Below are 24040 nucleotides of genomic sequence, written 5' to 3' on the forward strand. Positions count from 1 at the left end.
TCCGAAAGTCCTTGACTTGTTTCAGTTTTTCTATTAAGCTCAACATATATTTAAAAAGTTGGCGGTCACTTCTCATTTTACCTGATAGTGATCGCTTTTACTTTTGATATTCTCATGGGAGAATGAAACAGCCCTACCCGACATCGGGGGGGCAGGGGGGGTAAGATACCTGCCACGAATAAAGAAAAATGGTATTATATACGGGTAAAATGCTATAATTATTGTAGAAAAAACTCATCTTGCTTAAAAAAATATTCGGTAAATTATAAAAATGAAACGCTATCAACTTCTTCAAGAAAAACGAGAGAATATTATAAAAATTGCTCGAAAACATGGAGCATTTAATATTCTCATATTTGGATCAGTTGCCAGAGGAGAAGACAGCAATGACAGTGATATTGACTTTTTAGTAGAAATGGAACAAGGGCGCAACTTATTAGATAGAATTGGTTTAATTCAAGACTTAGAAGATTATTTAGGCTGTAAGGTTGATGTGGCTACTATTAACAGTTTACGAGATTGTTTTCGGGAAAGAATCATGAAAGAGGTGATTCCTTTATGAATGATGACTTAATTTATTTAGGTGATATTTTAGATATAATTGAACGAATCGAATCTTATACACAGGAGGGAAAAGACAGATTCTATCAATCTTTATTAATTCAAGATGCTGTGATTCGCTGTTTTGAAGTCATTGGAGAAGCTGTTAAACAACTCTCTCCTGAGATTAGAAAAAAATATCCTGAAATTACTTGGCGTAAAATTGCAGGGTTTCGAGATATTTTAATCCATAGCTACACGGGAATCAATGTAGATGAAGTTTGGGGAGTTATTAAAGATAATTTACCTAAATTAAAACAACAAATTCAGCAAATTATTGCTAATGAAAATAATTAAAATCAGTTGACAACATGGAGGTAATATCTAAGCGATTAGGCATTTTTTGGGTCAAGCATCAAACCCATTCAGCCACTATCCTTAAAAAGATAGCGTGGTGAGGATGTCCAAGAATGATCAAAAATAGCAGCGGTTGCCCCCTAGTTCTATCTCAAGGTCGCGAGAGGACTCCCGTTAAACCGCTACGCAGTTAACGGGAGATGAATCGCCACCGGAATGAAACTAACGCGGTAGCGTTTCCACTTTCGGGGAGTTTTGGTTCTCAACGTATTTTTTTAGTTGTTCGACAGTAACACCTCCACAACTAGCCACGAAATAAGCTCCCGTCCAAAAATAAGGTTTATTGTCGAAATACTTGGCCGCCAAATCCGGAAATTCCTTTCTAATTAAGCGACTACTAACTGTTTTAAGGTTAGCGATTAATTTGGATAAAGCGATGTCAGGTTTGTCATCAATAATCCGGTGAACGTAATCCGATTCACCGTTGAAATCAAGCAACACGCTTTCCCATTTTGTGACGTTGACACAAAAATTTCTTTAAGTCGGGCTAAGATTTCATTGTTAATAGCAATGGTCGGTATTTGATGACAAATACGATCTGAGCGGTAAGTCTATAAACAGAGCAAAATTCATGATTGTAATCAGTTGACATATTAGGCAGTAAGTGTTACAATTCAATTGTACATCACGAAACGAACGACAGTGATAACGCTTACCTACCAGTACAAACTAAAGGTAAACAGACAACAGGAACGGGAGATCATCCACATTCTTGATGTTGCCAAAAGCGTTTACAATTACGCGCTCTCGGAACGGAAGGATTGGTTGAACTCTCGAAAGTGTCTTGCGGATCGTTGTTCGCTAGTTTCCGAGTACATAATTCCTGCGGATGAACCCTATCCAAATTACTTCGTTCAAGCTAAAAATCTAACGGAAGCTAAAAAAGTTTACCCGATATTAAAGACGGTTAACGCTCAAGTCTTACAGCAAGTCTTAAAAACTTTAGATAAGGCGTTTAACCAGATGAAGTCGAAAAGTTTTGGCTTTCCTAGATTCAAAAAAAAGATGCGAAGTTTTGTTTTCCCCACGCTCTCAAAAAACTTTCTAGGGGATGGATGTTTGAATTTTCCACAATTAGGAAAAATTAGAATCAGGCCATCTAGAGAATACCCGTCTGGGTTTGAGCCTAAACAAGCTCGAATTATCCAAAAAGCGTCGGGATTTTACGTTTCGGTTTCCTTCCAATCCCAAGAATCCGTCCCCGATATAACGGCCGGGAAAACCTGTTTAGGAATCGACGCGGGGATTGAGAGTTTTGTTGCTACTTCACGAGGAGATTTAATCAAAGCCCCTCGATTTTTGTTGAAAGTACAGAGTAAGCTTAAATTGCTACAAAGACGCTTTAAACGGAAAACTAAAGGCTCTAGCAATTGGTTAAAACTTCAGGAGAAGATGGCGAGATTACATGAAAAAGTGTCTAATACTCGTAGAGATTGGCATTTTAAGTTAGCTCATTACCTTTGCGATTTTGCTGATAATATTTTCGTTGAAGATATTAACTTCGTTTCCTGGTCTAGAGGGATCGTTAGAAAACAATCTCTAGATTCGGGTATCGGTAGTTTTATTAATGAGATACTACCGTTTGTTGTTTGGAAACGGGGGAAATATTATCTTAAAGTCGATAAAAACGGAACTTCACAGGAGTGTCCTAATTGTGGCGCGTTCACTGGTAAAAAGTCGTTATCGGAAAGAGTTCACCGGTGTGATTCTTGCGGTAACATCGAACCAAGAGATACGGCATCAGCAAAGGTAATCGAGAACCGAGGAAAAAATGCGGTCGGACTGACCGTGTTAGAAAACGCTTGCGGAGGCGATTTGACGGGGATCGACCGGTTAAACCAGGTCGATCTAGTTAAAAGCCTAAGAACCAAGAATCCCCCGCTACACCGCGCTCCGCGGTTAGCGGGGGAGAGTCAAAATCAGATCACGCTAATTTGATTGGCTATAGTCCCTATTCATGTCTATCTCCCCACCCCGTTCGGGTTACACTTTGCCGGTTTTTGCCTGTGCCAGTGCGATCGCTTCTCTCCAGCATCTCCACGGCGAAAATGAGCTAAATTCCGTTACTTTTAATCTTTTAGAACCGCCAGAAGCCGTTACTATTGCCATCGAACAAGTTGCCCGACTGAACCCCGATGCTGCCCTAGCCATCACCCGCAGCGATCCGGGGGACAATTTAGATTTAACTAGAAATACCCCTATATGGGCGTTAGTAGAAAGAAAAACGGGTAATCAAGAGATAGAGATTCAAGGCGGCGAAGGAATCGGCCTACAGGTTGATAATGGCGGAAAATCAGCTATCTATAGTTATGCCCAGCGTCTGCTGCAAGAAAACCTCAGACCCCTGTTACTGCCCCAAGAAAGCATCAAAGTAACGATTATCCTGCCAGAAGGCAAAAAACTGGCCACAAGGACTTCTAACGCCGCTTTTGGGGTAGTAGAGGGATTATCTTTGTTGGGTACCACTGGCATTTCCCAACCTCTCAGCGCCCCCGGACAGTTAGAAATCTTTCGCGAGCAATTGAAAAATTTATCCCGTCGTTTCGATCGCTTGGTGTTTTGTATCGGGGAAAATGGCTTAGATTTAGCCCCTCAAATGGGCATTAATCCTGATATTTTGGTAAAAACAGCCAATTGGATCGGGCCGATGTTATTAGAGGCCCAATTACAGGGAATCTCTGAAATTCTTTTGTTTGGTTATCACGGTAAATTAATTAAACTTGCCGGGGGAATCTTTCAGACTCACCATCATCTCGCCGATGGTCGTCGGGAAATTCTCACCGCCTACGCCGCTAAAATGGGTTTAGCTACCCTCCATCTCCAGCAAATTTTTGACAGTAGCACCAGCGAAAACGGTCTGGAATATCTGCGTCAATTAGACCGGCAAACGGGCGATAATTGGGTGGAACGCATCTATGGAGAAATGGCTAATACTATTGATCGCCGTTGCCAAGAATACGTTTATAACCACAGTAACGGTCATCTTGGGGTCGGTTGTATTTTATTCGATCGCTCTCGTTCTTTGATCAGCAAAAGCGAAAATGGCCTTAAATTTTTGCAAAATCTACCAGTCACTCCCCAGTGACCGTGCTATGATCGTGGGAATATTTAGGGCTTGCTGAAAAAGTACGGGCGAAGCATTCGGATAGAAAATCTACGGTTTCACCGATAGGTTATTGCCCGAATGCTTCGCCCCTACAGGACGCGGGCCGATGAAGACGCAAGGTTTTGAACGACGATTCTCTCAAAATCTTGCACCTGTTTCGCTCGTAAAGCCCCAAAACCCTTACTTTGCCTACATTTCACATTTATTCAGCAAGCCCTATTTAGTCTTAAAAAATGAAACTAATAAGGCCATACTATTGTAGCTTATTTTCAGAACAATAGCCGATTTAGTTTACAAATCTTTAACCTTTTCCTGCCAGTTTCTTTTCTTGATCGTAGTGACAACTCAAACCCCCCTTCCTACCCCCCAAGAGACTTTGCCCTCAGAGTCCTTCACTAATAGCCTTAATCGTCAAATAATCATCATTCTTGACTTTGGCTCCCAGTATTCTGAATTAATCGCCCGCAGAATCCGGGAAACGAACGTTTACTCGGAAGTTCTCTCCTATCGTACCAGTGCCGAACAATTGGCCCAAATCAACCCGAAAGGAATAATTCTGTCGGGCGGACCCAATTCCGTCTATGATCCGGGAGCGCCTCACTGTGATCCCGAAATTTGGAATTTAGGTGTACCCATCCTCGGAGTTTGCTACGGGATGCAATTGATGGTACAGCAGTTAGGAGGCAGGGTAGAACGGGCAAAACGGGCCGAATACGGCAAAGCATCCCTATTTATCAACGATCCTACCGATTTATTAACCAATGTCGAGGACGGTTCCACCGCTTGGATGAGTCACGGGGATTCCTGCGTGGAATTGCCCGCGGGTTTTGAAATTCTCGCTCATACCGATAATACCGATTGTGCGGCCATTGCCGATCACAAGAAAAAACTCTTTGGAGTGCAGTTTCACCCGGAAGTTGTCCATTCTGTGGGAGGAATCGCCTTAATCCGCAATTTCGTCTATCATATCTGCAAATGCGAACCCACTTGGACCACGGAAGCTTTTGTCGAGGAATCGATTCGAGAAATTAGGGCAAAAGTGGGCGATAAGCGAGTTTTATTGGCTTTATCCGGCGGTGTGGACTCCTCTACCTTAGCATTCCTCTTGCATCGAGCGATCGGTGATCAACTAACCTGTATGTTTATCGATCAGGGATTCATGCGTAAGGGTGAACCAGAACGATTAATGCAGATATTTAACGAGCAATTCCATATCGGAGTCGAGTATGTCAACGCTAGAAAGCGATTTTTAGCGCAAGTGGCCGGTGTCACCGATCCCGAAGAAAAGCGCCGTCGTATCGGCCATGAATTTATTCAGGTGTTTGAAGAAGAATCGAATCGTTTGGGACCCTTTGATTATCTGGCCCAAGGAACTTTATATCCCGATGTGATTGAATCGGCCGATAGTAATGTGGATCCCAAAACCGGGGAAAGAGTAGCGGTTAAAATTAAAAGTCATCATAACGTTGGTGGACTGCCGAAAAATCTCCGGTTTAAATTAGTCGAACCCCTGCGAAAATTATTTAAGGATGAGGTGAGAAAATTAGGTCGATCAATCGGTCTTCCGGAAGAAATTGTTCGTCGTCAACCTTTCCCCGGCCCCGGTTTAGCGATTCGCATTTTAGGGGAAGTCACCGCAGATAAATTAAATATTTTGCGCGATGCAGATTGGGTGGTGCGCGACGAGATTAATAAGCAGGGAATGTATCACGATTTCTGGCAAGCTTTCGCGGTTTTATTGCCTGTCCGCAGTGTGGGAGTGATGGGAGATCAACGCACCTACGCTTATCCTATTGTCCTACGTTTAGTCAGCAGTGAAGACGGAATGACTGCCGATTGGTCGCGGGTTCCCTATGATTTATTGGAGACAATTTCTAATCGCATTGTCAATGAAGTTAAGGGAGTTAACCGCGTGGTTTATGATATTACTTCTAAGCCCCCCGGAACTATAGAATGGGAGTAGTATTGAATTATTGATTGATTGTTAGTCCCGTCCAAATATTGGGGCGGGATTTTTGCAGAATAGACAATTGAGGAGATTAATTACTACCATGGCACAGTTAGAGATTTTAGAAGAAATAGAAGCGGTGGATGTTGCGGAAGAAGAAGAAGATATTGCAGGAGAATCAGCAAACCAAAAAGAGCTACAACTCGAAGAAATCTCCGACACTGTTGTTGCTGGAAGTGATTGGACTACCGCAACGATCCGCGATCAATTAACTCGAGAAAATATTCAACTCAATCCGCGCTTTCAAAGACGAGATGCTTGGAATATTACTCGTAAAAGTCGATTTATTGAATCCCTAATTCTAGGGTTTCCAGTCCCACTGATTGTCTTAGCTGCTAATAATAAGGAAAAAGGTAAATTTATCGTTCTTGATGGCAAACAACGCCTACTAACAATTTTACAGTTTTATGGTGACAGTGACACACCTAATAATAGTTTTACTTTAAAAGATTTAGAATTTCTAGATAATCTCAATGGCTGCCAATATCAGGATCTAGAAAATGACTTCAATTTAAATGATATCTCAGACCAACTGGATAATCAAACTATCCGCACGATTGTTATCCGTAATTGGAAAACGGAGAGTTTCCTCCATAAAATTTTTCTGCGTCTCAATGTGGAAAATACCCCTTTGTCTTCTCAAGAATTAAGACAAGCATTACACCCAGGGGGTTTTATTAATTTTTTAGATGATCGAGCGATCGAAAGTCAAGCATTAAAGAAAATATTTAAATCTTCCTATCCCGATTTCCGGATGCGCGACACTGATATACTCTTGCGTTATGTAGCTTTTCATTATTATTTATCTGATTATCGCGGTGATGTTCAGATGCTTCTAGATAAAACCTGTCAAAATTTCAATCAAGAATGGGAAAAACGCTCAGATGAAATTATCAATGTTGTTGATCAATTTGAAAAAGCTGTCCAGACAACGATTAATATTTTTGGATAGAAAAACTTTTCCCGTCTCTGGCTGCCTGAATCGGCAACTTATCGAAGTCAGTTCAATCGAGCAATTTTAGATGTGATGGTTTTTTACTTTTGCGATGATCTAATTAGAGCAGCTGCCGAGAAAAAAAAAGAACAGGTAGAAGACGCATTTAAAAGTTTATTTCGTACTGCCGTTGATCGATTTAAAAATGCTGTATTAATTAATACACATACTAAACAATCAACCTATGATCGTTTTCATTTATGGGGTCAAGCTTTATCAAAAGTATTAGATATTAACTTCAATATTCCTCAGATGGAAGACAATCGTATTATTTTTAAGGGGTTAAGATAGTTGTTTTTTTTATTATGCCGAAATCTCCAATAACGTAGGTTGGGTTGAAGCATGAAACCCAACACCCGCATAGTTTACGCTACCGCTAATCCATCCTACCAATAATTGTGCCTCCCTACTTACAGTATAATAAAAGGCAGACAATAGAGAGCTAATCATCAAGGTGAAACATAGACCAATTGCGATCGATTTATTTGCTGGCTGCGGTGGGATGTCCCTTGGTCTAGAAGCGGCGGGATTTGATATTGCTGTAGCGGTGGAGTTTGATGCAGTCCATTCCTTGGTTCATCATTTTAACTTTCCCTATTGTCAAACTATTTGCCGGGATATAGCCAAAGTAACAAGTAGGGAAATATGGGAATTATTAAAACTAAAAGGCTATGCCACCGATGTTAGTTTAATTGCCGGGGGGCCGCCGTGCCAAGGTTTTTCATTAATTGGTAAACGACAAATAGATGATCCTAGAAATTCTCTTGTATTTGAATATCTGCGGATTGTAGCAGAAATTAAACCCAAGTATTTTATCTTTGAAAATGTCCCCGGCATGGCTACCGGTAAACATAAACAATTTTTAGAGGAGTTAATCTCTGAATTTGAAGCTATTGGCTATACAATTAATCAGCCAATTAAAATCCTTGATGCCAGTGAATATGGCGCACCACAAAAGCGCAGAAGATTAATCTTAATTGGTAGTCGAAAAGACGTGCCGATGGCTAAATATCCTTTGACAAAGACCGTCGATTTAAACTCAGCCAAAAAATCAGCTTTTACCAGCGTCCATGATGCGATTTCAGATTTAGAATTAATACCAGCCTTTATCGATACTGATTTAGGCATACCCGCATCAAAATTAGATTATAGTGGCAAGAGGAAAAAATATTCAGTGCAGTCAAGGGATATTTTTAAACTTTGCCATCAAAGAACAGTAGATACAAAAATCTATGGACATATAGGCTCAGTTCATACCCAAAGATCAATTGATAGATTTATCGTAACCGAACCGGGTACAGTGGAACCAAAAAGTCGCTTTTTCAAGCTTTCTCCCACTGGTTTATGTAACACTCTCCGGGCCGGAACTAATAGTGACAAAGGGGCCTATACTGCTCCTAGACCCATTCACTATTCTATTCCTCGTTGTATTACTGTACGAGAAGCCGCCAGATTACATACATTCCCCGATTGGTTTCAGTTTCACCGCACAATATGGCATGGTTTTCGTGAGATTGGTAATGCGGTTATTCCGCTATTATCGAAAGAACTTGGTGATGCCGTGATGGGAGCAATGAATATTAATCCAGCCAATTTCAACCGAGTTATTTTAGAAAAAATGCCAGCCGAATTATTGCTATATAATATGTCTCAGGCATCAAACTATTGGGGAATCTCTGACGATGTTATCCCGAAAAGAAAACGAGGTGTCTCTCAGAGATAGTACAATTAACTGCCAATCGAACTTGAAAAACTCGCTCCCATCTTCTCACACTAAATCTGGTTATTAAAAACTGATTATTTATTCCCTCCACCCCCCCGATGTCGGGGGGGCAGGGGGGGTTGCCTTTTGCCTCTCCTCATAACTAGCCTGTACTCAACGGATTTAGCCTCACTCCCCTATACTTTTTAAAGAGGATTTACTATCATTTTTATTATTCGGGTACTGTCCACCAAGCGAGAGCAAAAGCTTGTTCTTTATCGTTAACTTGTTGACGATAAAGAACCCGAATTTTATACTTTCCAGAGATGGGTACAGGACAAAAAATATGCTCTAAACTATCACTATCACTCAGGGAAGAACAAGTGTATTTATCATTATTATCCTCTTGGACAGGTAAAAGATAAACATCTAAATTATTCAGGCCGCGATCTAGGAAACTTTCATCGATATCATAGAGATTATTATGATTAGTATCGATTAATTCTACTAAACGATCCCAAGCTAAAGTTATCGAAACAAAACTATTAGCTTTTAAGGGCTTCTCCAGGGCATAATCTTGATAACCATTAGCGGTAACTGTACCGTAATCCCAGCCAATAGAAGGAATAGATTCTGTGGCTGACCATTGACCATTACTAAACTGTTGGTAGGCGCGAAAAGTGTTAAGATGTCCCGTCCCCATCTGCATATCTAAAGGAATTTTCGGGTCTTTATAAGCATCAGACTCTAACCAAGTTTTTTGGTCTTTAGTTAAGACCGTCCGTCTCATACCTAACCGTAAGCCATCACCCGTATCTTTAATTTTATCGGCAGCATTAAGCATCACTGCCTTCATCACTTGATGATGACGAGAATCGACACTCCAATGGGGATTTTTTTGATTAATTTGTTGATCGCCGTATTCTTGTAAAAGTGCCACCGATGCCGTAATATGAGGGGCGGCGAAACTGGTGCCACTAACAGTATTTAATTTACCTTTGAGGTCATAAAGCTCTATTTTATTGCCGGGGGCAACTAAATTAATTGACCGTCGCGAACCATCATTAATTTCCCGTTTAATTAAACTGCGACCAATACCCACCGGTAAAGCACTAATATTAGCAAAATCAACTTTAGTAAATTTTCCTTCTCTTTGGGCTGTATAAGCGGTAGTAATGCCATTAAAATGATCGGTGGGAATGGGAATTCCTCCCTTACCTTGATTACCAGCAATTACATAAAGAACATCATCAACTCGCGATGACCAATCAACACATTGAGTTAATAAAGCTTGACCATCTAATTTTGGTTCCTGTCGTTGATCTCTTTGCAAAGATTCCCCAAAACTAAAGTTAATTGCGCGCACATCACCGCTATTTTGTCGGGCAATATTTTGGCTAGTAAGACATTCTTCCGGTTGTCCACCGCGTCGCAAAGAACCCACCGCCCCCGAATATAATCTCGCTTTTGGGGCTACTCCGGGGATTTTTTTATCATCACTGACCATCACCGTTGCCACCATAGCGGCGTGATTATCTAGATAGGTGTTGGGTTTGGCAATTTGATCGCGAAAAAAAACACCGGCTAATTTATAGGGAGGTCGCCAAGCTGCCACTTTATCATAACCGAACTGAGCCGGTCGGCCGATTTCCACTTGACCGATGGCAATTTTTCGCCCTAATAAATTATAGGGTTCCGCCCGCAAGCGATCGGCATAAATTCCCTGTTCACCGATGGAATTAGAAAGAACTAGGGAAGGAAGCAGAATTATCGTTACTACTAACCCGACGACAAACCAAAACCCTCTTTTCATCATCAGCAATCCTGCGGCAGTAAGGTGATACCGATCCATTCTAAGACAGAAATCTCAGAAAATACCTAAATCTCTTTTTTGGCTAGGCGGGATGGTAATAAAAAGCCACTGCCAAGATTAAATAGGTGGCTAGTAATAGGGTTCCATCTAACCAATTGGAACGACCGGTAAAGCTGATTAAATTAGTGACAACCACCGCTACAATCAAAGCCACCACGTTAAAGGGATTAAAATTTAAATCCATCGGTTGATGCCAAAATTGACCGATAAAAACTAATAAAGGTGCCACGAATAAAGCCACTAATAAACTATCACCCATAGCCACGGAAACCGTTAAATCCATCTGATTTTTTAGGGCTAATTGAGTGACGGTAACTATTCCAGAAACATCGCTAATTAAAGGAATGAAAATTACCCCGATAAAGAGAGGAGTGAGATTAAATCCTTCCATCACCGATTCCACTACATTAACAAATAAATCCGACTCATAAGCTACGGCTACGGTGGAAGTAAGCAGCACAAGTAACCAAATCCAGACTTGAGCTTTTTCTTCCTCACTAACCTGATTGTCGGGGGTATTTTCGTTACTTAATCCCACTTCGTAGAGATAGCTATGGGTTTTGAGGGAAAATAATAAAGTTAACCCGTAAACTATTAATAAAACCGTGGCGGTGACTAGGGAAAGACTGAGAATATCGGCAACTTCCACCACGTTAGAAGTATATATTACCAAAGTTGGTAAAGCGATCGCTATTACTGCTAAAGTCATAGAAGAACCATTTACCCGCGCTAAAATCGGTTTAAATTCCTGCTCTTTGTAGCGAATTCCTCCCGTAAGCATTCCCATGCCCATAAATAATAATAAATCACTGAGAATACTACCGGTAATACTGGCTTGTACGATGTCCACCAAGCCTTTTTTTAGGGCAATTAAGGCAATAACTAAAGTGGTAGTATTGCCAAAGATAGCATTAACTAATCCTCCCAAAGTTGGCCCAGTGACTACGGCAACTCTTTCCACAGAGGTACTTAACCAAATTGACAGGGGAATAATCGATAAAGCGGCAGTGATAAAAATAGCTTGATCTCCCCAATTAAGACGACTAGCGACCACCGATAGGGGAATAAATAATAGGAAAGCAAAGGAGACAATTTTTCTTAAATTCATGGATTATTAATGGCGATTTCTCCCACCATTCCCGCTTCGGCATGACCCGGAATAGTACAGATTAATTTATACTTACCGGTTTTGAGAGGAACTATTACCCATTCTGCCTGTGCATTGGGTTTTAATTCTAGTTCGTGAATCGCTCCTTTAATCTCCACTTTTCCCGCTTCAACTTTCTGGGTCCAACTAGCATCAGCGAAGTCTTTAGCGGTAAAATAATGTTTAGTGGGACTGGGATTATCGAGGATTAATTTGTATTTTTGCCCAGCAATAAAGTCTAATTGACTAGGAAAGAATTTTAATTCTCCTTGCCCGGAGCCTAGACTAATTTTAACTTCTAGGGGGACCGAACCAGCGAAGGCGGGAAAAGTCACTAACCAACAACTAATTAAAACTATTACTAATGCCACAAATTTTTGATAGATATCCTGGCCAGCGAAGTAGGGATTAGAATTCATTTTGCTCCTGCAGCTGATAATAGAGAAAATCTGGCGGCTTTGACGATAATTTTACAACAAGTGGTGATTATTTCTGGCTCTTTTCCCTTCCATTCCCTAAAAGTCCCTTGGTCATGGTTAAAACCGCGGGACTTCTAGAACGTAGGTTGGGTTGAAGCATGAAACCCAACGCCCGCTCATGTTACGCTACTGCTAACCCATCCTACAAATAATTGTGCCTCTCTACTTACCGGCTCTCTTCCCTTCCATTCCCTAAAAGTCCCTTGGTCATGGTTAAAACCGCGGGACTTCTAGCCACTGTCAGTTAAATCGACAAAATTAATCTAAGCTATCGGGAGAATGGGGATAAAGTTGTTCGGCTTCCGGACAATCTTCCGAGACATTAATATCAGGATTCGTCCGCGACACCGATGCAAGTTTTCTGCTCACCGCACCGATACTTTCTAAACGCACCATTTCTTCCCAAGAACTAATCTCGTCTTCCTCTTCTGTTTCGTAGCGAATGGTGACGAGATCGCTTTCTAGATCGATAATACGAGCATTATCAATCCATCTTTGCTGATCGCGCAAGAAAATGCAGACTTCCTGACCATCCATACAGAATTGATAAATCTTGCGGTGTAACATAAATTGCTCCTAAACAGCTTCTTTTGTTGGATTCAACTAACGGGAAGTGACAAAATGCCAATCTCAGCAATAGCTCAAGAATTCCCGTGGGTAACACAAAAGGGAGAAAAATTCCGCTAGTAGTGGCAAGAATGGGTAAGAAAAGTCAGGTTTCCAGTTTGGGGCTACGTTCTTCAAAGACATCGATTCGATTAATAGACGGCCTCGGCGATCGGTAAAAAATCGCCCTTATAGAGTCATTGTTACATAAATTTTCACTTCATAACAGTATCTGTGGATGGAATGGGGAAATGGGGAGATGGGGGAATTTCAACTAAAACCCTAAAACCCCAACACCTAACCCCGATGCTGATTTAAAATAGCCATCATCTTTTGGGCCACCGCTGCTGTTTGTTCGAGCATGGCAAAATGACCACAATCGGATAACTCAATCACGTTGCCGCCAGTTTCAAACAAGGGATGAAAACTGGCCAGATGGTTAACGTACTTAACTTCCATAATCGTGTCCTCTTTCCCCGCTAGAAAATAGACTGGTTGCGGGAGACGGGAGACAATCTGGGGTAAAAGATGAACTTCACTGATAGTGGTGGTTTCCAAAAGTGACCCTAGGGCCGCTTGGTAATCGGCCCGGACAAAATCAATCACTCGCTGTTTGCCCCATTTTTTACTTAGGGTTTGCTTGACCATCATCCGCGAGAATAAAACATCAATCAAGGGAACACTGGGCAACCAAGGCGGTCTTCTCTCTAAAATCTGTCTTCCGGCTTCCCGAAATCGCTCAAATTCCTCCTTTAGATAGATGCCACCGCCAGCATTCATACAGATTACTCCTTTAATGAGTTGAGGACAGATATCTGCGGCCCATAAAGCAACACTACCACCGAGGGAATGACCGACTAACCAAGCAGCATCGAGGTTTAAGCGGTTAAGAAGGGTGATAACGTCTTGGGAGTAGGATTCAAGATTATAACTGCTAGGAGGACTGTTAGAGGTGATTTTTTGGGAATCGCCAAAGCCCCGGAGATCGTAAACTAGACAGGGATAATCTGGGGAGAGAATATCTACCAAAGGCTGCCAGTAGTGACGACTCAGCAGCCAACCGTGTATAAAGACTAAAACCGGTTTATCCGCTCGGGGCGAAAATAACTCGTAACTGTGGGATACTCCCGATATGTCGATGGTAGGCATATAATCAATCTCAACCTAAGTTAAACCGTTGATAGGGGTTACTAGGGAAACTTCTAGAGAAAAATAGGTGTATTTAGCCTTGTTTACAGAGCAGAATCAGGGAAGCTTAGGATATTCCCTGATAGCTGATCAATCAATGCTATAGACAATTTCAAAAGCTTCTACTTTAATTATAAAACACCAGGGATACCTCCCTAAAATAGGATAAAAACCTAAGACCAAGATTTATCTATGAAATGCGATCGCTTTTTAACTCTTTCCCTAGTGTTAAGTCTGGGATTAGTTTTTCCCCCCTCTTTACCCGCTCAAAATCCCCCCGCTACCACCTTTCAACCCGGTCCTTGGCAGCCTGTCGCTAGGGTGAATATGAGTCGTCCCGTGGAGATTAAAATCATCAATCAAACCGATATTGATCTCAATTATGACCTATCGGCCAATATTAATTCTTCTCCCCAATTATTATCTCCTGGTACGGAGACAACCCTAAGAGGTTTCGTAATTCCGGCATATATTCTGATTAATCGGGCTAATGCCGCCGCAGATCGCTATTCTTCTAGTTTAATCTATGCCGTAGAGGTCAATGATGATAATTTAGTCACGATTACTGTCACCAAAGTTCCGGGGAGTACCCCCGGTTATACCACCTTTAACCTCAATCAACAGGGCGCTATTTATATTTACTAGCTCTAGCTTAAATTGTTGTGGAGCCGCCTGGATAATTATCCCTGTACTTTCTTAATTAATTCCTCCCGCAGCGGTTGTAGGACAGTATCGAACTCGGGGAAATAATCGGGAGTAGCAAACAGATTATTAAACCATGTAGTGACGGCAATATTATCGACCACGGGAGTAAAATCAAGCGGTTGAACCCCATCGATATGACGACTATTTACCCCAAAACCTACCCTTTGACGACGATATTGCCAAGGGGTTGCCTTTTCTCTTAACCAGAGGTCAAAGTTAGCAGATTTGGCCATGGAATCGGCTAAATTTTTCTCTATCTCGGTCGGTAAAAAACTTTTTTGAGATTGTAACCATGCTTGTTGTAAAAGCTTCCCTCTTTCAGGGGGATTTAACCAAGCTTGTTTCAGTAAATCTACCCCGGGTAAGGGATTTTTTAGGGAGGGATTTAATAAAGCTTTTCCCACTTCTTTCCCGGATTGTTGCCAATCTTGGGCTGCTTTCAGTTTATCCCCGCGCCACCAGGACAAACTCCCACGATAAAAATGCAGATTATTTTTCAAATTCTCAGAAGGGTTACTTTGCAAAAGCTGACTATAAATTGAATCAACCCTGTCTAACATTTTTGTGTATATTGGTTGTAGGCTGGGTAAACGCCAGAGGGGACTGGTAATAAATAAAGGGTCACGCACAGCTTCTAAAGCAAAAGCTTCTATGGCTAAATCGGGTTGATTTTGGGCTAGTAAACTGACAGCCAAACCCTGAAAAACTCCTCTTTTAGCGGGGATTAATTTTATTGATTCGATAAAGGATTTAGTTGCTGCGCTGGGATTTTGCCTCAGTTGTAACCATCCCAGATTACTGTGGCCGAATTCTTGATAGGGAGAAACCTGATTTCCTACTTGAAAATATTTAATTCCCTCGTTTAAAGCTTGAGGATTATTGGTATTAATAGCTAAATCGCCTAAATTCCAACCTAATTGATAGGGATAATAGGGTTCCCAGGTTGCTAATTGATGGGCTTTAATCAGAGTATCGCGAAAAGGTGCGATCTTTTTTTCTGCCAAAAAATCGAAGCCATAACTAGAAAGTTGCCAAGCGCGATGAATAGGCAGTAACCAAATTATCATGACTAACACAATTCCCAATCCTGTAAAAAAGATACCTTTTGGGGGAATAGCTAAAAACTTAGTTTCTTTTCTAGGTAAGGAAGAAGTCAGACAAGCGAGGTAAATAGTTAAGGTTCCAGCAATGGCAATATTATCTAATTGATAATCGGTTAAACTCATTAATCCGTAGCCGAATAATCCTGTATAAACCAAGGGCAGTAAAATTTGATCGCTGAAATTGTCAGGGGCAGGAGAACGAAAAAAATGAAAAATCAGCAGTGTAACCAGTCCAATCCCTGCTAAAATGCCCCAAATGCCTAATTCAGCAAATAATTGAGCGGGGGTGCTATGCAGTTGATAAATTAATTCTGATGCCCTTCCCGCTATCAGAGGACGGTAGTGCTGATAAGTGATAGGAACATTGCCTAAACCAATCCCCGTCAAAAAATTTTCACTGCCCATCTGCCAACCGATAAGGGTATTAATCCAACGATAGGAAAATTCGTTATCTCCTCCTCCCTGTACTAGGGAAGTTATCACAGTTTTTAGACGATTATTAGCGAAGATAACAATAAATAAAAACAGCAAAGTGGCTAATCCTCCTAATCCTAACCAGAGTCGGGGAATTTCACTTCTAAAAATTAAAATTCCTAATCCTACCACACAAACCCCGATTAATCCTAGCCAACCTCCCCGAGAACTGGTAGTGTAGAGATCGAGAATGCCTAAACCAATGCCGGTAAACCATAGCCAACGCTGCCAATTTTTAGCCAATATAGCTAATCCCAATAGTAAAGGTAAGGCAAGAACGAGAAAACCCGCCACATAATTCTGATGACCCAAGGGTGCCCAATTGCGTAACTCTAAGACTGAAAAATCAAAAGAAATCTCGACTCCATTTTGCTGTAATTCCCTAATCCTTGCTAATTCCGGTGATAAAGTTTGGCTTGTCCACAAAAAAAGACTGATAATAATAAAAGCCAGACTGAGATAACCTTGAAAACTGAGGATAGCATAGCGTCGCCAGGGAGAATTATCAGTGATAATCCATTGATGCAGGGCGTATAAAGCGCAGATAATACCAATAGCTGCCCAACTATACCAGCGCGCTTGATTGGGAAATGGGGAGAAAAGACTAGAAATAATTAATCCCAAGACGATAATCCCAGTTATCAGATCAAAACCATTACCCAAACCGGTCAAGCTTTTATGGTGCCAAATCTGGGATAATAACCAGAAAATCGGACAGAGTAAACCGATTTGCCAGATAGCGACCCAGGGCCACTGTACCATGAGACTATGACTATCGGCCATCAGGGTGAAAATTGCGTAGAGAAAAGCGGTAAGCAGTAACCACAGACGGGAAGTGGCAATATCGTTAGTAGTCTCAGTCATAGCGGGTGGGATCAAGGATTAAAATTAATAAGTTATCTCAATTATTCTCTATTGAAAACCACCTCAGCCAGTTTCCCGGTTTAAATTGGTGATAGTTAAGTCAATAGAGTTAGGATTCTTGTTCTTACTAAGTGGATGGGTGGAATTAAATATAAGATGAACGTAGGTTGGGTTGAAGCATGAAACCCAACACCCGCTCATGTTACGCTACCCCTAACCTATCCTACAAATAATTGTGCCTCCCTACTCATTCCCCAATGATGGTTAGAAATTAAATAGATGTTTAATCAATTTCCGCGACGACAATTTCTCTATCTAACGGGGGGATTCACTGTCACCTTAGCAATTAATACCGGTTTAAAAGCCGAAATATTGCCAAAAAAAATAGAAATAGAGGCTTTTAGCCCCGATGGTCAGCCTTTAAATAAAAAAGCCCTCAATCAACTCTATTTTCTCACCCTTGCTGCCCAACCTTTACCAAATCCTCCCCGCAATCTGGAGGAGGGAAAATTATTTTCTTCCCTTCCCCTCTCCCCTGTAGCGATAACTCTTAAGTTACCGGTGAAGGGTTTCGGGGAAATGTTCCTAGAGGCAGATAATCGGGGTTTCGGTTACTCTGCTGCCGATTTTCCCTTAAATTTTAATTTAGCTGCCGCTGACTCCCATTTTTATCGGGTTAAACAGTCTCTCGAAGTCTGGCAGCAACAGGGTGGGCAATTTTCCCCCGCTATTTGGCAACGTCTGGAAACAGCGAAAAGCTATCTCGATTTAGCCAATGCCAGCGATAATAATAGAGAAAGGGTGCAATACTGTGATCAAAGCTTAACTGAGAGTCTCTGGGCGGGTGAAATGGCAGTTATCAGTAAAGCAACCCAAATTATCGCTCAAAATCCTCCACAACCAGACTTTCTCTTTGGTTGTAATTTTTTTGGCTATCCCCAACAGGGAGAAAAATACCAAGAATTATTCCAAGCAGTCTTTAATTTTGCAACAATACCCTTTTATTGGCGATATTTTCAGCAAAATGAGACGGATAAACGAGTTGATTGGCTACTTAATCACAATATTATCCCCAAAGGTCATCCTCTCGTCTGGTTTCATCCCGTGGGCATTCCCGACTTTATCCGCAATCAACCCTTTGCAGAGATTAAAAAATTAGTGGCAACGCGAGTTAGGGAAGTTACGGCATATTATCGGCAAAAAATCAGCTATTTTGACGTGATTAACGAGGCTAACGGCATTAAATGGGCAAATGATTTAAATTTCTCCCTCAACCAGTTGCTTGAATTAACCGAGATTGCCTGTCAAGAATCCCGTCGCGGCAATCCGCAAGTGTATAGAATTGTTAATAGTTGTTGCACTTGGGGCGAAAATGTGGCATACCATCAACCGCCCCAACATAGTCCTTTAGAATATCTGCAAACTTGTCTAGAGGCAGATATTGAATTTGAGGCGATCGGACTACAATTATATTATCCCGATCGAGATTTGTTCGAGATCGATCGACAATTGGAACGTTTTAGTCAATTAGGAAAACCAATTCATATCACGGAATTAGGCATTTCTTCCGCCACCACCGTCGATGAATTATCCTATTTAAAGGAACCCCTAGGACGATGGCGCGGCGACTGGAGTGAGGCAATCCAAGCCGATTGGGTGGAACAATTCTACACCCTTTGTTATAGTAAATCCTATATCAAAGCAATTAGTTGGTGGGATTTAACCGATAACGGTAATTTCTGGCCCCACGGAGGTTTAGTTAATAGGGATCTAACTCCGAAATTAGCCTACAAAAGGTTAAAAAATCTCCTACAAACCTGGCGAGGACAAGCATGAATACAATTAGTAATTTTTTAGCTAGTGCTATTGTTGGTGGTTGGATTATGACCATGGCGGTTTTTGCTATCCAAAATATCCAACCAGTTTCTTTAAAGTTTCTACAATTTGAGTCAATTAAAGTACCCATCGGCATTTTATTGGCTTTTTCTTTGGGAATGGGATTTTTTATCGCCGCAGTTATTCCCGCTTTTTTTAGAAAGTCGAAAAAATCTCCTCGCAGTCGCTTTTCTTCCCCAGAATCGGGGTTAGACGAGTTGGATTTTTAAATAGGGCTGGCTAAGTAGGGAGGCACAATTATTTGTAGGATGGGTTAGCGGTAGCGTAACCCATGCTGGAACGAACTACAAAGACACAAAGGACCCGAAGATCGATCGGTTCTATATCAGTTAAACTGATCACACCAAGAATAAGAGAGCCATTTATCGGCAGCATCCCGGGTGTATATTGTAGGGGCTAATTGCATTTTGTACTTTAAACAACATTATAATTTTTGATAGCTGTTAGGACTCTCTGATGAATAGAAGCAAATAAACTTCCTTGCCATAAATAATTAAATTTATTTTCTGTGATTAGATTGAGACAATTTAAAATTCGCTTTTCCCAGTCTTTTTGATTGTAAGTATCTTTTCCCCAAGCTTGATATAATTCTCCCTCACTAATGCCACCTAATTTATGAGATAATCGATTTCTATGATTACGCAATTCTTCAGAACCCCAAGCTTTTAAATCCCTAAAGTTTGCCTGGGGAGAAGTGAGAGCAATATACTTCTCTATTAATCTCTGTTGAGTGCGACTATCTAGCTTAATTTCAGGGACAGGATTGCCATTATTAACAAAAAGTTCTTTAAGAGCAGGATATTTATTCAACACAGATGATTGTAAAGATGAATAAGTATATTCAGAATTAACCATATAGTCTTTAAATTCATGTTTTAAACACTCATAAATTAAGCCTTCTACCGCTCGGAAACTATGAAGCATAGCCTCGGTTGTATTTTTTTGTTTTAGTCTAACTACTGCGGTATAAGCTTGTTCATAGGCCATCCACCAATATTGTTGATGCTGCTCTTTTTGTTGATTATTGAAACTAAAAGAAGCGGATTGAAAAAAATCTTCAAATTGTCCTTGATTCCAGCTTACTCCAGATTTAATTAGAGCATAAGTTTCTTTCCATTTTTGTTTATTTTGTTCATAGTAAGGTTTAACTAAGTTCTGAAGACCAGCATAATCATAGCGTTCTAATAATTGTAGGGCTTGTTGTCGAGTGCGATCCCAAAGATAGTTAGTCCCTAAAAAAGGCCCTGTGTAATCTGAAGAAATGCCCTTTTGATTGTCATGAGGAGTGGGAATAAATTCATAGAATTTAATATCGTTTCCATAAAAACTCAATCCCGAAATTCTCGACGCTTCTGAAGCTTGCCCCACCCCACCTTTTAAGCACAATAAAATGGGTTGATCGGGTTGAGGTTCTATATTTTCTTTCCATACTTGTTGCCACCAACGGAACATTTTCTCGAAGTTAGAAGGGTTTTCATCATTTCTACCTATATAGAGAATATTTACTACCAAATCAGAATTTAATTTATTTAGCCAATACTTAATTAATTCTCCTGAGTAAAGAGTATCTTTTTCTCTTTCTTTTACTGTTTCATTTTGATCAGTTACTACTAAATAAACTTTTTCGAGATCATTGATTTTATCTTCCAAAAGTTTACCCAGAATGACTAGTTTTACTTGATCGCCATAATATTCAATGTTTTCCCAAAGGTATTGGGATATTTCTCGAAAAGATGATTTTTCGGTCAGAGCTAAATCAGACACTACTTCTATCTGTTCTCCGAGAATATCACCTTTCATACGATCATCGCCAATATTATACCAGTCACCAGTGGTGACTTGAAACATTAAATCTCTGGTTCCGATCGTTGCAACTAAAATTGATTTCATGAGATTATAAAGGGAATATTTGAGCAAAATTTTGAGGACTTGTATTACTTCTTAATTGTTTGATAAACTCTTGACGAGGATTCAGATTAGCACCGAATACAGTAACTATCTGGTAATCTCCTAAATCAGCAATCCACACGGGAGATGGTTTAGCTCCACCACTGACTTTACCACAGAGATTACCATCATATTCTCTTTGACCATTTTTACCGGTAATTTTCAAAGTATCACTGTGAAGAATTGCTAAAGCATGGGGTTTACCTCTTTGTTCATTTCCTGCACAGACAAAAATTTGACAATTACTATCGGCCGCATCAATCCAATTACTTTGAGAAACTTGACCAGCTATCCTTAAATTATTAGAGTTTATATTAGTGCCAGTAACTTGATTTAAAGATTTATAAAAATCTCGCAATCTTTGCTGAAATTGTTGTTTAAACCCCTGCACATTATTGGGCATTGCCCAAAAATCTTCTTCACTGTCAATATAAAATGTAGAACCACGAAACCATGGGGCGCTTTCACGACTTTTGCGAGAATAATTAGGTCTTCTCGCACCTTGACCAATACCACCCATATTAGCTAAAAACCAAGTCAAATATTTAGCTAATTTTTTGACAGCTTCTTGTTTATCTTTTGGAGTTTCGGAAGACAAAGATAAGACTAAAGTTCCCCGTTGTTCACCACAGGGATCATTTTTACCCTGAGGATTGGTTCGAGGTTCTTTTTGGGTAACTTTACCCTCAAGAATATTCACTTGTAGATAACCGTATTTTTTAGGATTAATACCGCCAAATAATTCAGATTCAATCTCTTGAACACCGTATTTTTTAGGATTAATACCTCCAATTAATTTAGCTTCAATCTCTTGAACTTTGTTAATAGGTAAAACTCCAGATGCAAAAACACGAAACCAGTATCGCATCATCGATTTAAAGGCTGTCGGACGAACTTCTGCAACGGGTGCGCTCCGCATTTGCCATTCATTGCGTCGCTCATTCCATTGGGTGAATCGTTGATAACCATGAATTAATTGACCTTCTAGCTCAAAATCCAATCGATAAAATTCCGATTCTAATCTTGGGTTTTTTCCAGATAAGATCAATTGTCCATAACCTGTATTGACTTGTGAACCTATGCCAAGCTGTAAACCTTTTTTCAGCCATTGTTTTACCTTTTCAAGTATCTTTTCATCTTGACAGTTACTAGCTAGACGTAAACGTAAACCAATTAAAAAAGTTGGTTCTTTGAGAGAGAAAAAAGGATTAGGGTTAGGAGAATATTCCATAGAATCATCTTTCCATGACCAAATATTATTAGCCATGTCCATTTCTAACCCCCCGTTCTTAGAAGGTAAAGGATAGGCATCAAAAAAGACAACTTTACCCGTTTTATTTTTTTTCTCTTTGGCGTTTATATCACCGAAATAGGGAGCGATTTCTTTTTCCGCGTCTTTCCATTCCAGATTATTTTCCGCCATGATTTCTCGGATGGCTTGGTTTCTGGCAACACCGCGCAATGTACTAGATGGAATATAGGGCATTCCGAGGGCATCAAAGGCAGGTAAAAGAATACTTTCCGGTCCACGATGACCACCGACACGAATACGCCAAGTGGATTTGACTTGAAAAGCGATTCCGTCTTTCGCTAACAGTTGGGTACGCCGATGGAGTTGCTCAAGACGCTGAGTATAGTTAGCATTTTCTTGGGCTGTTTGCAGAATTTGGGTTTTAGTCGCATCTTTGTGTGGATAGTCGGCAGCACGCATCCAACGGAGATATTCGACAAAACTGGCTGATTGGTCGGGTTGAGGTTCGTTTTCGGGGTCTAACCAAGGTGAGGGTTGAGGAGGATTGTTATTGCCGCCACCGCCGTTATTATTGCCGCCGCCACCACTAAGAGGCTTTTTAGGGGGTTGGTTGTTATTTGTGGGTTTTATAGCTTGATTTTTTAGGGTGGGTTTTTGAGGGCGATTAGGACGTTGTAAGGGGCTATGGGACATAATAATTATAATTTCCTTTCTAGTTCAATGAATTATAAAAACTGTGGTGACAATTTACCTGAGTTAGTCCCCACTTTTCACATCGGAATAGATGGCATTAGCCCAGAAGCTAAATTCTTGGGCGATTTCCAAGCCTAAACCCGTTAGTCCTAGATAATCATCAGTGGAAAGTTTTTTTAATGTGTCTAATCCTTGTGGGTTGGCCATATTCCGGTTGTTCGAGATTTCTTCAAGACACTCAAAGTATATTTTAACAACTTCTCGCTTACCTTCTTTGTCTTTACTAATAGCAGTTTCTTCGGCTTTTAGGCGCATCATTCCCCAAGTAGAAAGATAGGTATAAAGTTCAATAGCTTGATTTTTTTGTTCTTTGCGGCGACCATTATCAGCAGTGTCTGAGGACAATTTTTGCAAGGCAGTGAATACGGGATTGCTAATCGTTCTAGGGTCGAATGTCATGGTTATTTTGGCTCCAAAAGTTAAAAAATATTACCTGACCAAAGGGTATCAAGAGAGATAACAATATCGGGAAATGCAGCAGCAGATAAGGTTCCTGTACTAAATTTTTCTTGATATTGATAATCAGAATTTATCGGTTGACGAAAAACATAAATCTCTCGATGTTTGATGGCAACTACCCAATATTCTGCAATACCAGCTTGGGCATAGATATGTTTTTTTTCGGTTAAGTCTTTACTGAGAGTTGAGTCAGAAATTTCGATTAACCAAAAAATTTCATCAGCATAGGGATGATGATCTCGATAGCGAGAACGAGGGGCAAAAACTACAGCGATATCGGGTTCAGGTTCTGAGTTTTCTAGGGTAATGGGTCCAACTTCTCTTACCCATGCTTTATCCTTAAGACGTTGACGGAGAAAGTTAGCTAATCCTTCTCCACTGTCTTTATGTAAAGGGCCTTCTGGACTCATTTCGAGAATATCTCCATTCAGTAATTCTACACGCCGATCGATTAAAATTCCCGCCGCAATCATGCGATGATAATCGACCACTGACCATTTAGCTAAGGCAAGATTAGCTGTCATAAA

The 24040-nt window shown here is 40.6% G+C and carries 20 protein-coding genes and 2 pseudogenes; 11 read left to right on the forward strand and 11 right to left on the reverse strand.

What is annotated here, in order from left to right; all coding sequences use genetic code 11:
- Positions 1-271 precede the first annotated feature (271 nt).
- Positions 272-562, forward strand: coding sequence for a nucleotidyltransferase family protein (locus H6F92_RS13090; protein WP_052276687.1), 291 nt, complete (start codon positions 272-274; stop codon positions 560-562).
- Entirely contained in the window at positions 559-897 is a 339-nt protein-coding gene (locus H6F92_RS13095; RefSeq protein WP_190358175.1) for a HepT-like ribonuclease domain-containing protein, read from the forward strand. The genes H6F92_RS13090 and H6F92_RS13095 overlap by 4 nt, the downstream gene beginning before the upstream one ends.
- A 222-nt stretch (positions 898-1119) precedes the next feature.
- On the opposite strand, the pseudogene tnpA reads toward H6F92_RS13095, so the two are convergent.
- Positions 1120-1401, reverse strand: a pseudogene (gene tnpA, locus H6F92_RS26050) (IS200/IS605 family transposase); the annotation flags it as partial.
- 198 nt (positions 1402-1599) lie between these two features.
- Between tnpA and H6F92_RS13105 the strand changes: the two are divergent.
- The 5 genes and pseudogenes from H6F92_RS13105 (at position 1600) to H6F92_RS13125 (ending at position 8788) form a co-directional block, all read left to right on the forward strand.
- Entirely contained in the window at positions 1600-2895 is a 1296-nt protein-coding gene (locus H6F92_RS13105) for an RNA-guided endonuclease InsQ/TnpB family protein (RefSeq protein ID WP_190358177.1), read from the forward strand.
- Between the two features lie 19 nt (positions 2896-2914).
- Positions 2915-4042, forward strand: coding sequence for a cobalt-precorrin-5B (C(1))-methyltransferase CbiD (cbiD, locus tag H6F92_RS13110; protein WP_190358179.1), 1128 nt, complete (start codon positions 2915-2917; stop codon positions 4040-4042).
- A 358-nt stretch (positions 4043-4400) separates the two neighbouring features.
- Entirely contained in the window at positions 4401-6026 is a 1626-nt protein-coding gene (guaA, locus tag H6F92_RS13115; protein WP_190358181.1) for a glutamine-hydrolyzing GMP synthase, read from the forward strand.
- Positions 6027-6114: 88 nt separating this feature from the next.
- Positions 6115-7356, forward strand: a pseudogene (locus H6F92_RS13120) (GmrSD restriction endonuclease domain-containing protein).
- Between the two features lie 163 nt (positions 7357-7519).
- A complete protein-coding gene (locus H6F92_RS13125; protein WP_190358183.1) occupies positions 7520-8788 on the forward strand; it encodes a DNA cytosine methyltransferase in 1269 nt (422 codons plus the stop codon).
- Between the two features lie 211 nt (positions 8789-8999).
- On the opposite strand, the gene H6F92_RS13130 is transcribed toward H6F92_RS13125, so the two are convergent.
- From H6F92_RS13130 to H6F92_RS13140, 3 genes are read right to left on the reverse strand one after another with little or no spacing between them, the layout of a single operon-like run.
- The gene (locus H6F92_RS13130; RefSeq protein ID WP_190358184.1) at positions 9000-10619 is read right to left on the reverse strand and encodes a S8 family serine peptidase; all 1620 of its coding nucleotides are present in this window, start codon (positions 10617-10619) and stop codon (positions 9000-9002) included.
- Between the two features lie 43 nt (positions 10620-10662).
- On the reverse strand, positions 10663-11748 hold the full coding sequence (gene cax, locus H6F92_RS13135; protein ID WP_190358186.1) for a calcium/proton exchanger: 1086 nt from the start codon (positions 11746-11748) through the stop codon (positions 10663-10665).
- Positions 11745-12206, reverse strand: a complete 462-nt coding sequence (locus H6F92_RS13140) for a cupredoxin domain-containing protein (RefSeq protein ID WP_190358188.1) — start codon at positions 12204-12206, stop codon at positions 11745-11747. The genes cax and H6F92_RS13140 overlap by 4 nt, the downstream gene beginning before the upstream one ends.
- On the opposite strand from H6F92_RS13140, the gene H6F92_RS13145 reads away from it, so the two are divergent.
- Positions 12165-12344 carry a hypothetical protein gene (locus H6F92_RS13145; protein WP_190358230.1) on the forward strand — a complete coding sequence of 60 codons (180 nt, stop codon included), beginning with the start codon at positions 12165-12167 and terminating at the stop codon, positions 12342-12344. The genes H6F92_RS13140 and H6F92_RS13145 overlap by 42 nt on opposite strands.
- A 180-nt stretch (positions 12345-12524) precedes the next feature.
- Here H6F92_RS13145 and H6F92_RS13150 read toward each other — a convergent pair whose 3' ends face one another.
- The gene (locus H6F92_RS13150; RefSeq protein WP_002735547.1) at positions 12525-12833 is read right to left on the reverse strand and encodes a DUF6679 family protein; all 309 of its coding nucleotides are present in this window, start codon (positions 12831-12833) and stop codon (positions 12525-12527) included.
- 336 nt (positions 12834-13169) lie between these two features.
- Positions 13170-14021 (reverse strand): alpha/beta fold hydrolase, encoded by an 852-nt coding sequence (locus H6F92_RS13155; protein ID WP_190358190.1) that lies wholly within the window; start codon positions 14019-14021, stop codon positions 13170-13172.
- Between the two features lie 231 nt (positions 14022-14252).
- Here H6F92_RS13155 and H6F92_RS13160 point away from each other — a divergent pair, with 231 nt between their 5' ends.
- Positions 14253-14705: a hypothetical protein gene (locus H6F92_RS13160; protein ID WP_190358192.1), complete on the forward strand. Its 453-nt coding sequence runs from the start codon at positions 14253-14255 to the stop codon at positions 14703-14705.
- 35 nt (positions 14706-14740) lie between these two features.
- On the opposite strand, the gene H6F92_RS13165 is transcribed toward H6F92_RS13160, so the two are convergent.
- A complete protein-coding gene (locus H6F92_RS13165; RefSeq protein ID WP_190358193.1) occupies positions 14741-17206 on the reverse strand; it encodes an O-antigen ligase family protein in 2466 nt (821 codons plus the stop codon).
- A 279-nt stretch (positions 17207-17485) separates the two neighbouring features.
- Here H6F92_RS13165 and H6F92_RS13170 point away from each other — a divergent pair, with 279 nt between their 5' ends.
- Positions 17486-19042, forward strand: coding sequence for an endo-1,4-beta-xylanase (locus H6F92_RS13170; protein ID WP_190358195.1), 1557 nt, complete (start codon positions 17486-17488; stop codon positions 19040-19042).
- Positions 19039-19311: a lipopolysaccharide assembly protein LapA domain-containing protein gene (locus H6F92_RS13175; protein ID WP_190358196.1), complete on the forward strand. Its 273-nt coding sequence runs from the start codon at positions 19039-19041 to the stop codon at positions 19309-19311. Before H6F92_RS13170 ends, H6F92_RS13175 begins: the two co-directional genes overlap by 4 nt.
- A 205-nt stretch (positions 19312-19516) precedes the next feature.
- On the opposite strand, the gene H6F92_RS13180 is transcribed toward H6F92_RS13175, so the two are convergent.
- From H6F92_RS13180 to H6F92_RS13195, 4 genes are all read right to left on the reverse strand, one after another.
- On the reverse strand, positions 19517-20992 hold the full coding sequence (locus H6F92_RS13180) for a hypothetical protein (protein ID WP_190358198.1): 1476 nt from the start codon (positions 20990-20992) through the stop codon (positions 19517-19519).
- Positions 20993-20996: 4 nt separating this feature from the next.
- Positions 20997-22994 carry a type III-B CRISPR module RAMP protein Cmr6 gene (gene cmr6 / locus H6F92_RS13185; RefSeq protein WP_190358201.1) on the reverse strand — a complete coding sequence of 666 codons (1998 nt, stop codon included), beginning with the start codon at positions 22992-22994 and terminating at the stop codon, positions 20997-20999.
- Between the two features lie 63 nt (positions 22995-23057).
- Positions 23058-23453 carry a hypothetical protein gene (locus tag H6F92_RS13190; protein ID WP_190358203.1) on the reverse strand — a complete coding sequence of 132 codons (396 nt, stop codon included), beginning with the start codon at positions 23451-23453 and terminating at the stop codon, positions 23058-23060.
- A gap of 20 nt (positions 23454-23473) precedes the next feature.
- On the reverse strand, positions 23474-24037 hold the full coding sequence (locus tag H6F92_RS13195; protein ID WP_190358204.1) for a Uma2 family endonuclease: 564 nt from the start codon (positions 24035-24037) through the stop codon (positions 23474-23476).
- Between the last annotated feature and the right edge of the window lie 3 nt (positions 24038-24040).

This window comes from Microcystis wesenbergii FACHB-1317, from assembly GCF_014696875.1.
Classification (GTDB): Bacteria; Cyanobacteriota; Cyanobacteriia; order Cyanobacteriales; family Microcystaceae; genus Microcystis; species Microcystis wesenbergii_A.

What these genes read in the sequence shown, in the direction of transcription:
- H6F92_RS13195 (WP_190358204.1), bottom strand. Translation starts at nt 24,037, where the DNA reads ATGACAGCTAATCTTGCCTTAGCTAAATGGTCAGTGGTCGATTATCAT.
- H6F92_RS13160 (WP_190358192.1), top strand. Translation starts at nt 14,253, where the DNA reads ATGAAATGCGATCGCTTTTTAACTCTTTCCCTAGTGTTAAGTCTGGGA.
- H6F92_RS13180 (WP_190358198.1), bottom strand. Translation starts at nt 20,992, where the DNA reads ATGAAATCAATTTTAGTTGCAACGATCGGAACCAGAGATTTAATGTTT.
- cmr6 (WP_190358201.1), bottom strand. Translation starts at nt 22,994, where the DNA reads ATGTCCCATAGCCCCTTACAACGTCCTAATCGCCCTCAAAAACCCACC.
- H6F92_RS13140 (WP_190358188.1), bottom strand. Translation starts at nt 12,206, where the DNA reads ATGAATTCTAATCCCTACTTCGCTGGCCAGGATATCTATCAAAAATTT.
- cax (WP_190358186.1), bottom strand. Translation starts at nt 11,748, where the DNA reads ATGAATTTAAGAAAAATTGTCTCCTTTGCTTTCCTATTATTTATTCCC.
- H6F92_RS13165 (WP_190358193.1), bottom strand. Translation starts at nt 17,206, where the DNA reads ATGACTGAGACTACTAACGATATTGCCACTTCCCGTCTGTGGTTACTG.
- H6F92_RS13175 (WP_190358196.1), top strand. Translation starts at nt 19,039, where the DNA reads ATGAATACAATTAGTAATTTTTTAGCTAGTGCTATTGTTGGTGGTTGG.
- H6F92_RS13130 (WP_190358184.1), bottom strand. Translation starts at nt 10,619, where the DNA reads ATGGATCGGTATCACCTTACTGCCGCAGGATTGCTGATGATGAAAAGA.
- H6F92_RS13090 (WP_052276687.1), top strand. Translation starts at nt 272, where the DNA reads ATGAAACGCTATCAACTTCTTCAAGAAAAACGAGAGAATATTATAAAA.
- H6F92_RS13095 (WP_190358175.1), top strand. Translation starts at nt 559, where the DNA reads ATGAATGATGACTTAATTTATTTAGGTGATATTTTAGATATAATTGAA.
- cbiD (WP_190358179.1), top strand. Translation starts at nt 2,915, where the DNA reads ATGTCTATCTCCCCACCCCGTTCGGGTTACACTTTGCCGGTTTTTGCC.
- H6F92_RS13150 (WP_002735547.1), bottom strand. Translation starts at nt 12,833, where the DNA reads ATGTTACACCGCAAGATTTATCAATTCTGTATGGATGGTCAGGAAGTC.
- H6F92_RS13155 (WP_190358190.1), bottom strand. Translation starts at nt 14,021, where the DNA reads ATGCCTACCATCGACATATCGGGAGTATCCCACAGTTACGAGTTATTT.
- H6F92_RS13170 (WP_190358195.1), top strand. Translation starts at nt 17,486, where the DNA reads ATGTTTAATCAATTTCCGCGACGACAATTTCTCTATCTAACGGGGGGA.
- H6F92_RS13190 (WP_190358203.1), bottom strand. Translation starts at nt 23,453, where the DNA reads ATGACATTCGACCCTAGAACGATTAGCAATCCCGTATTCACTGCCTTG.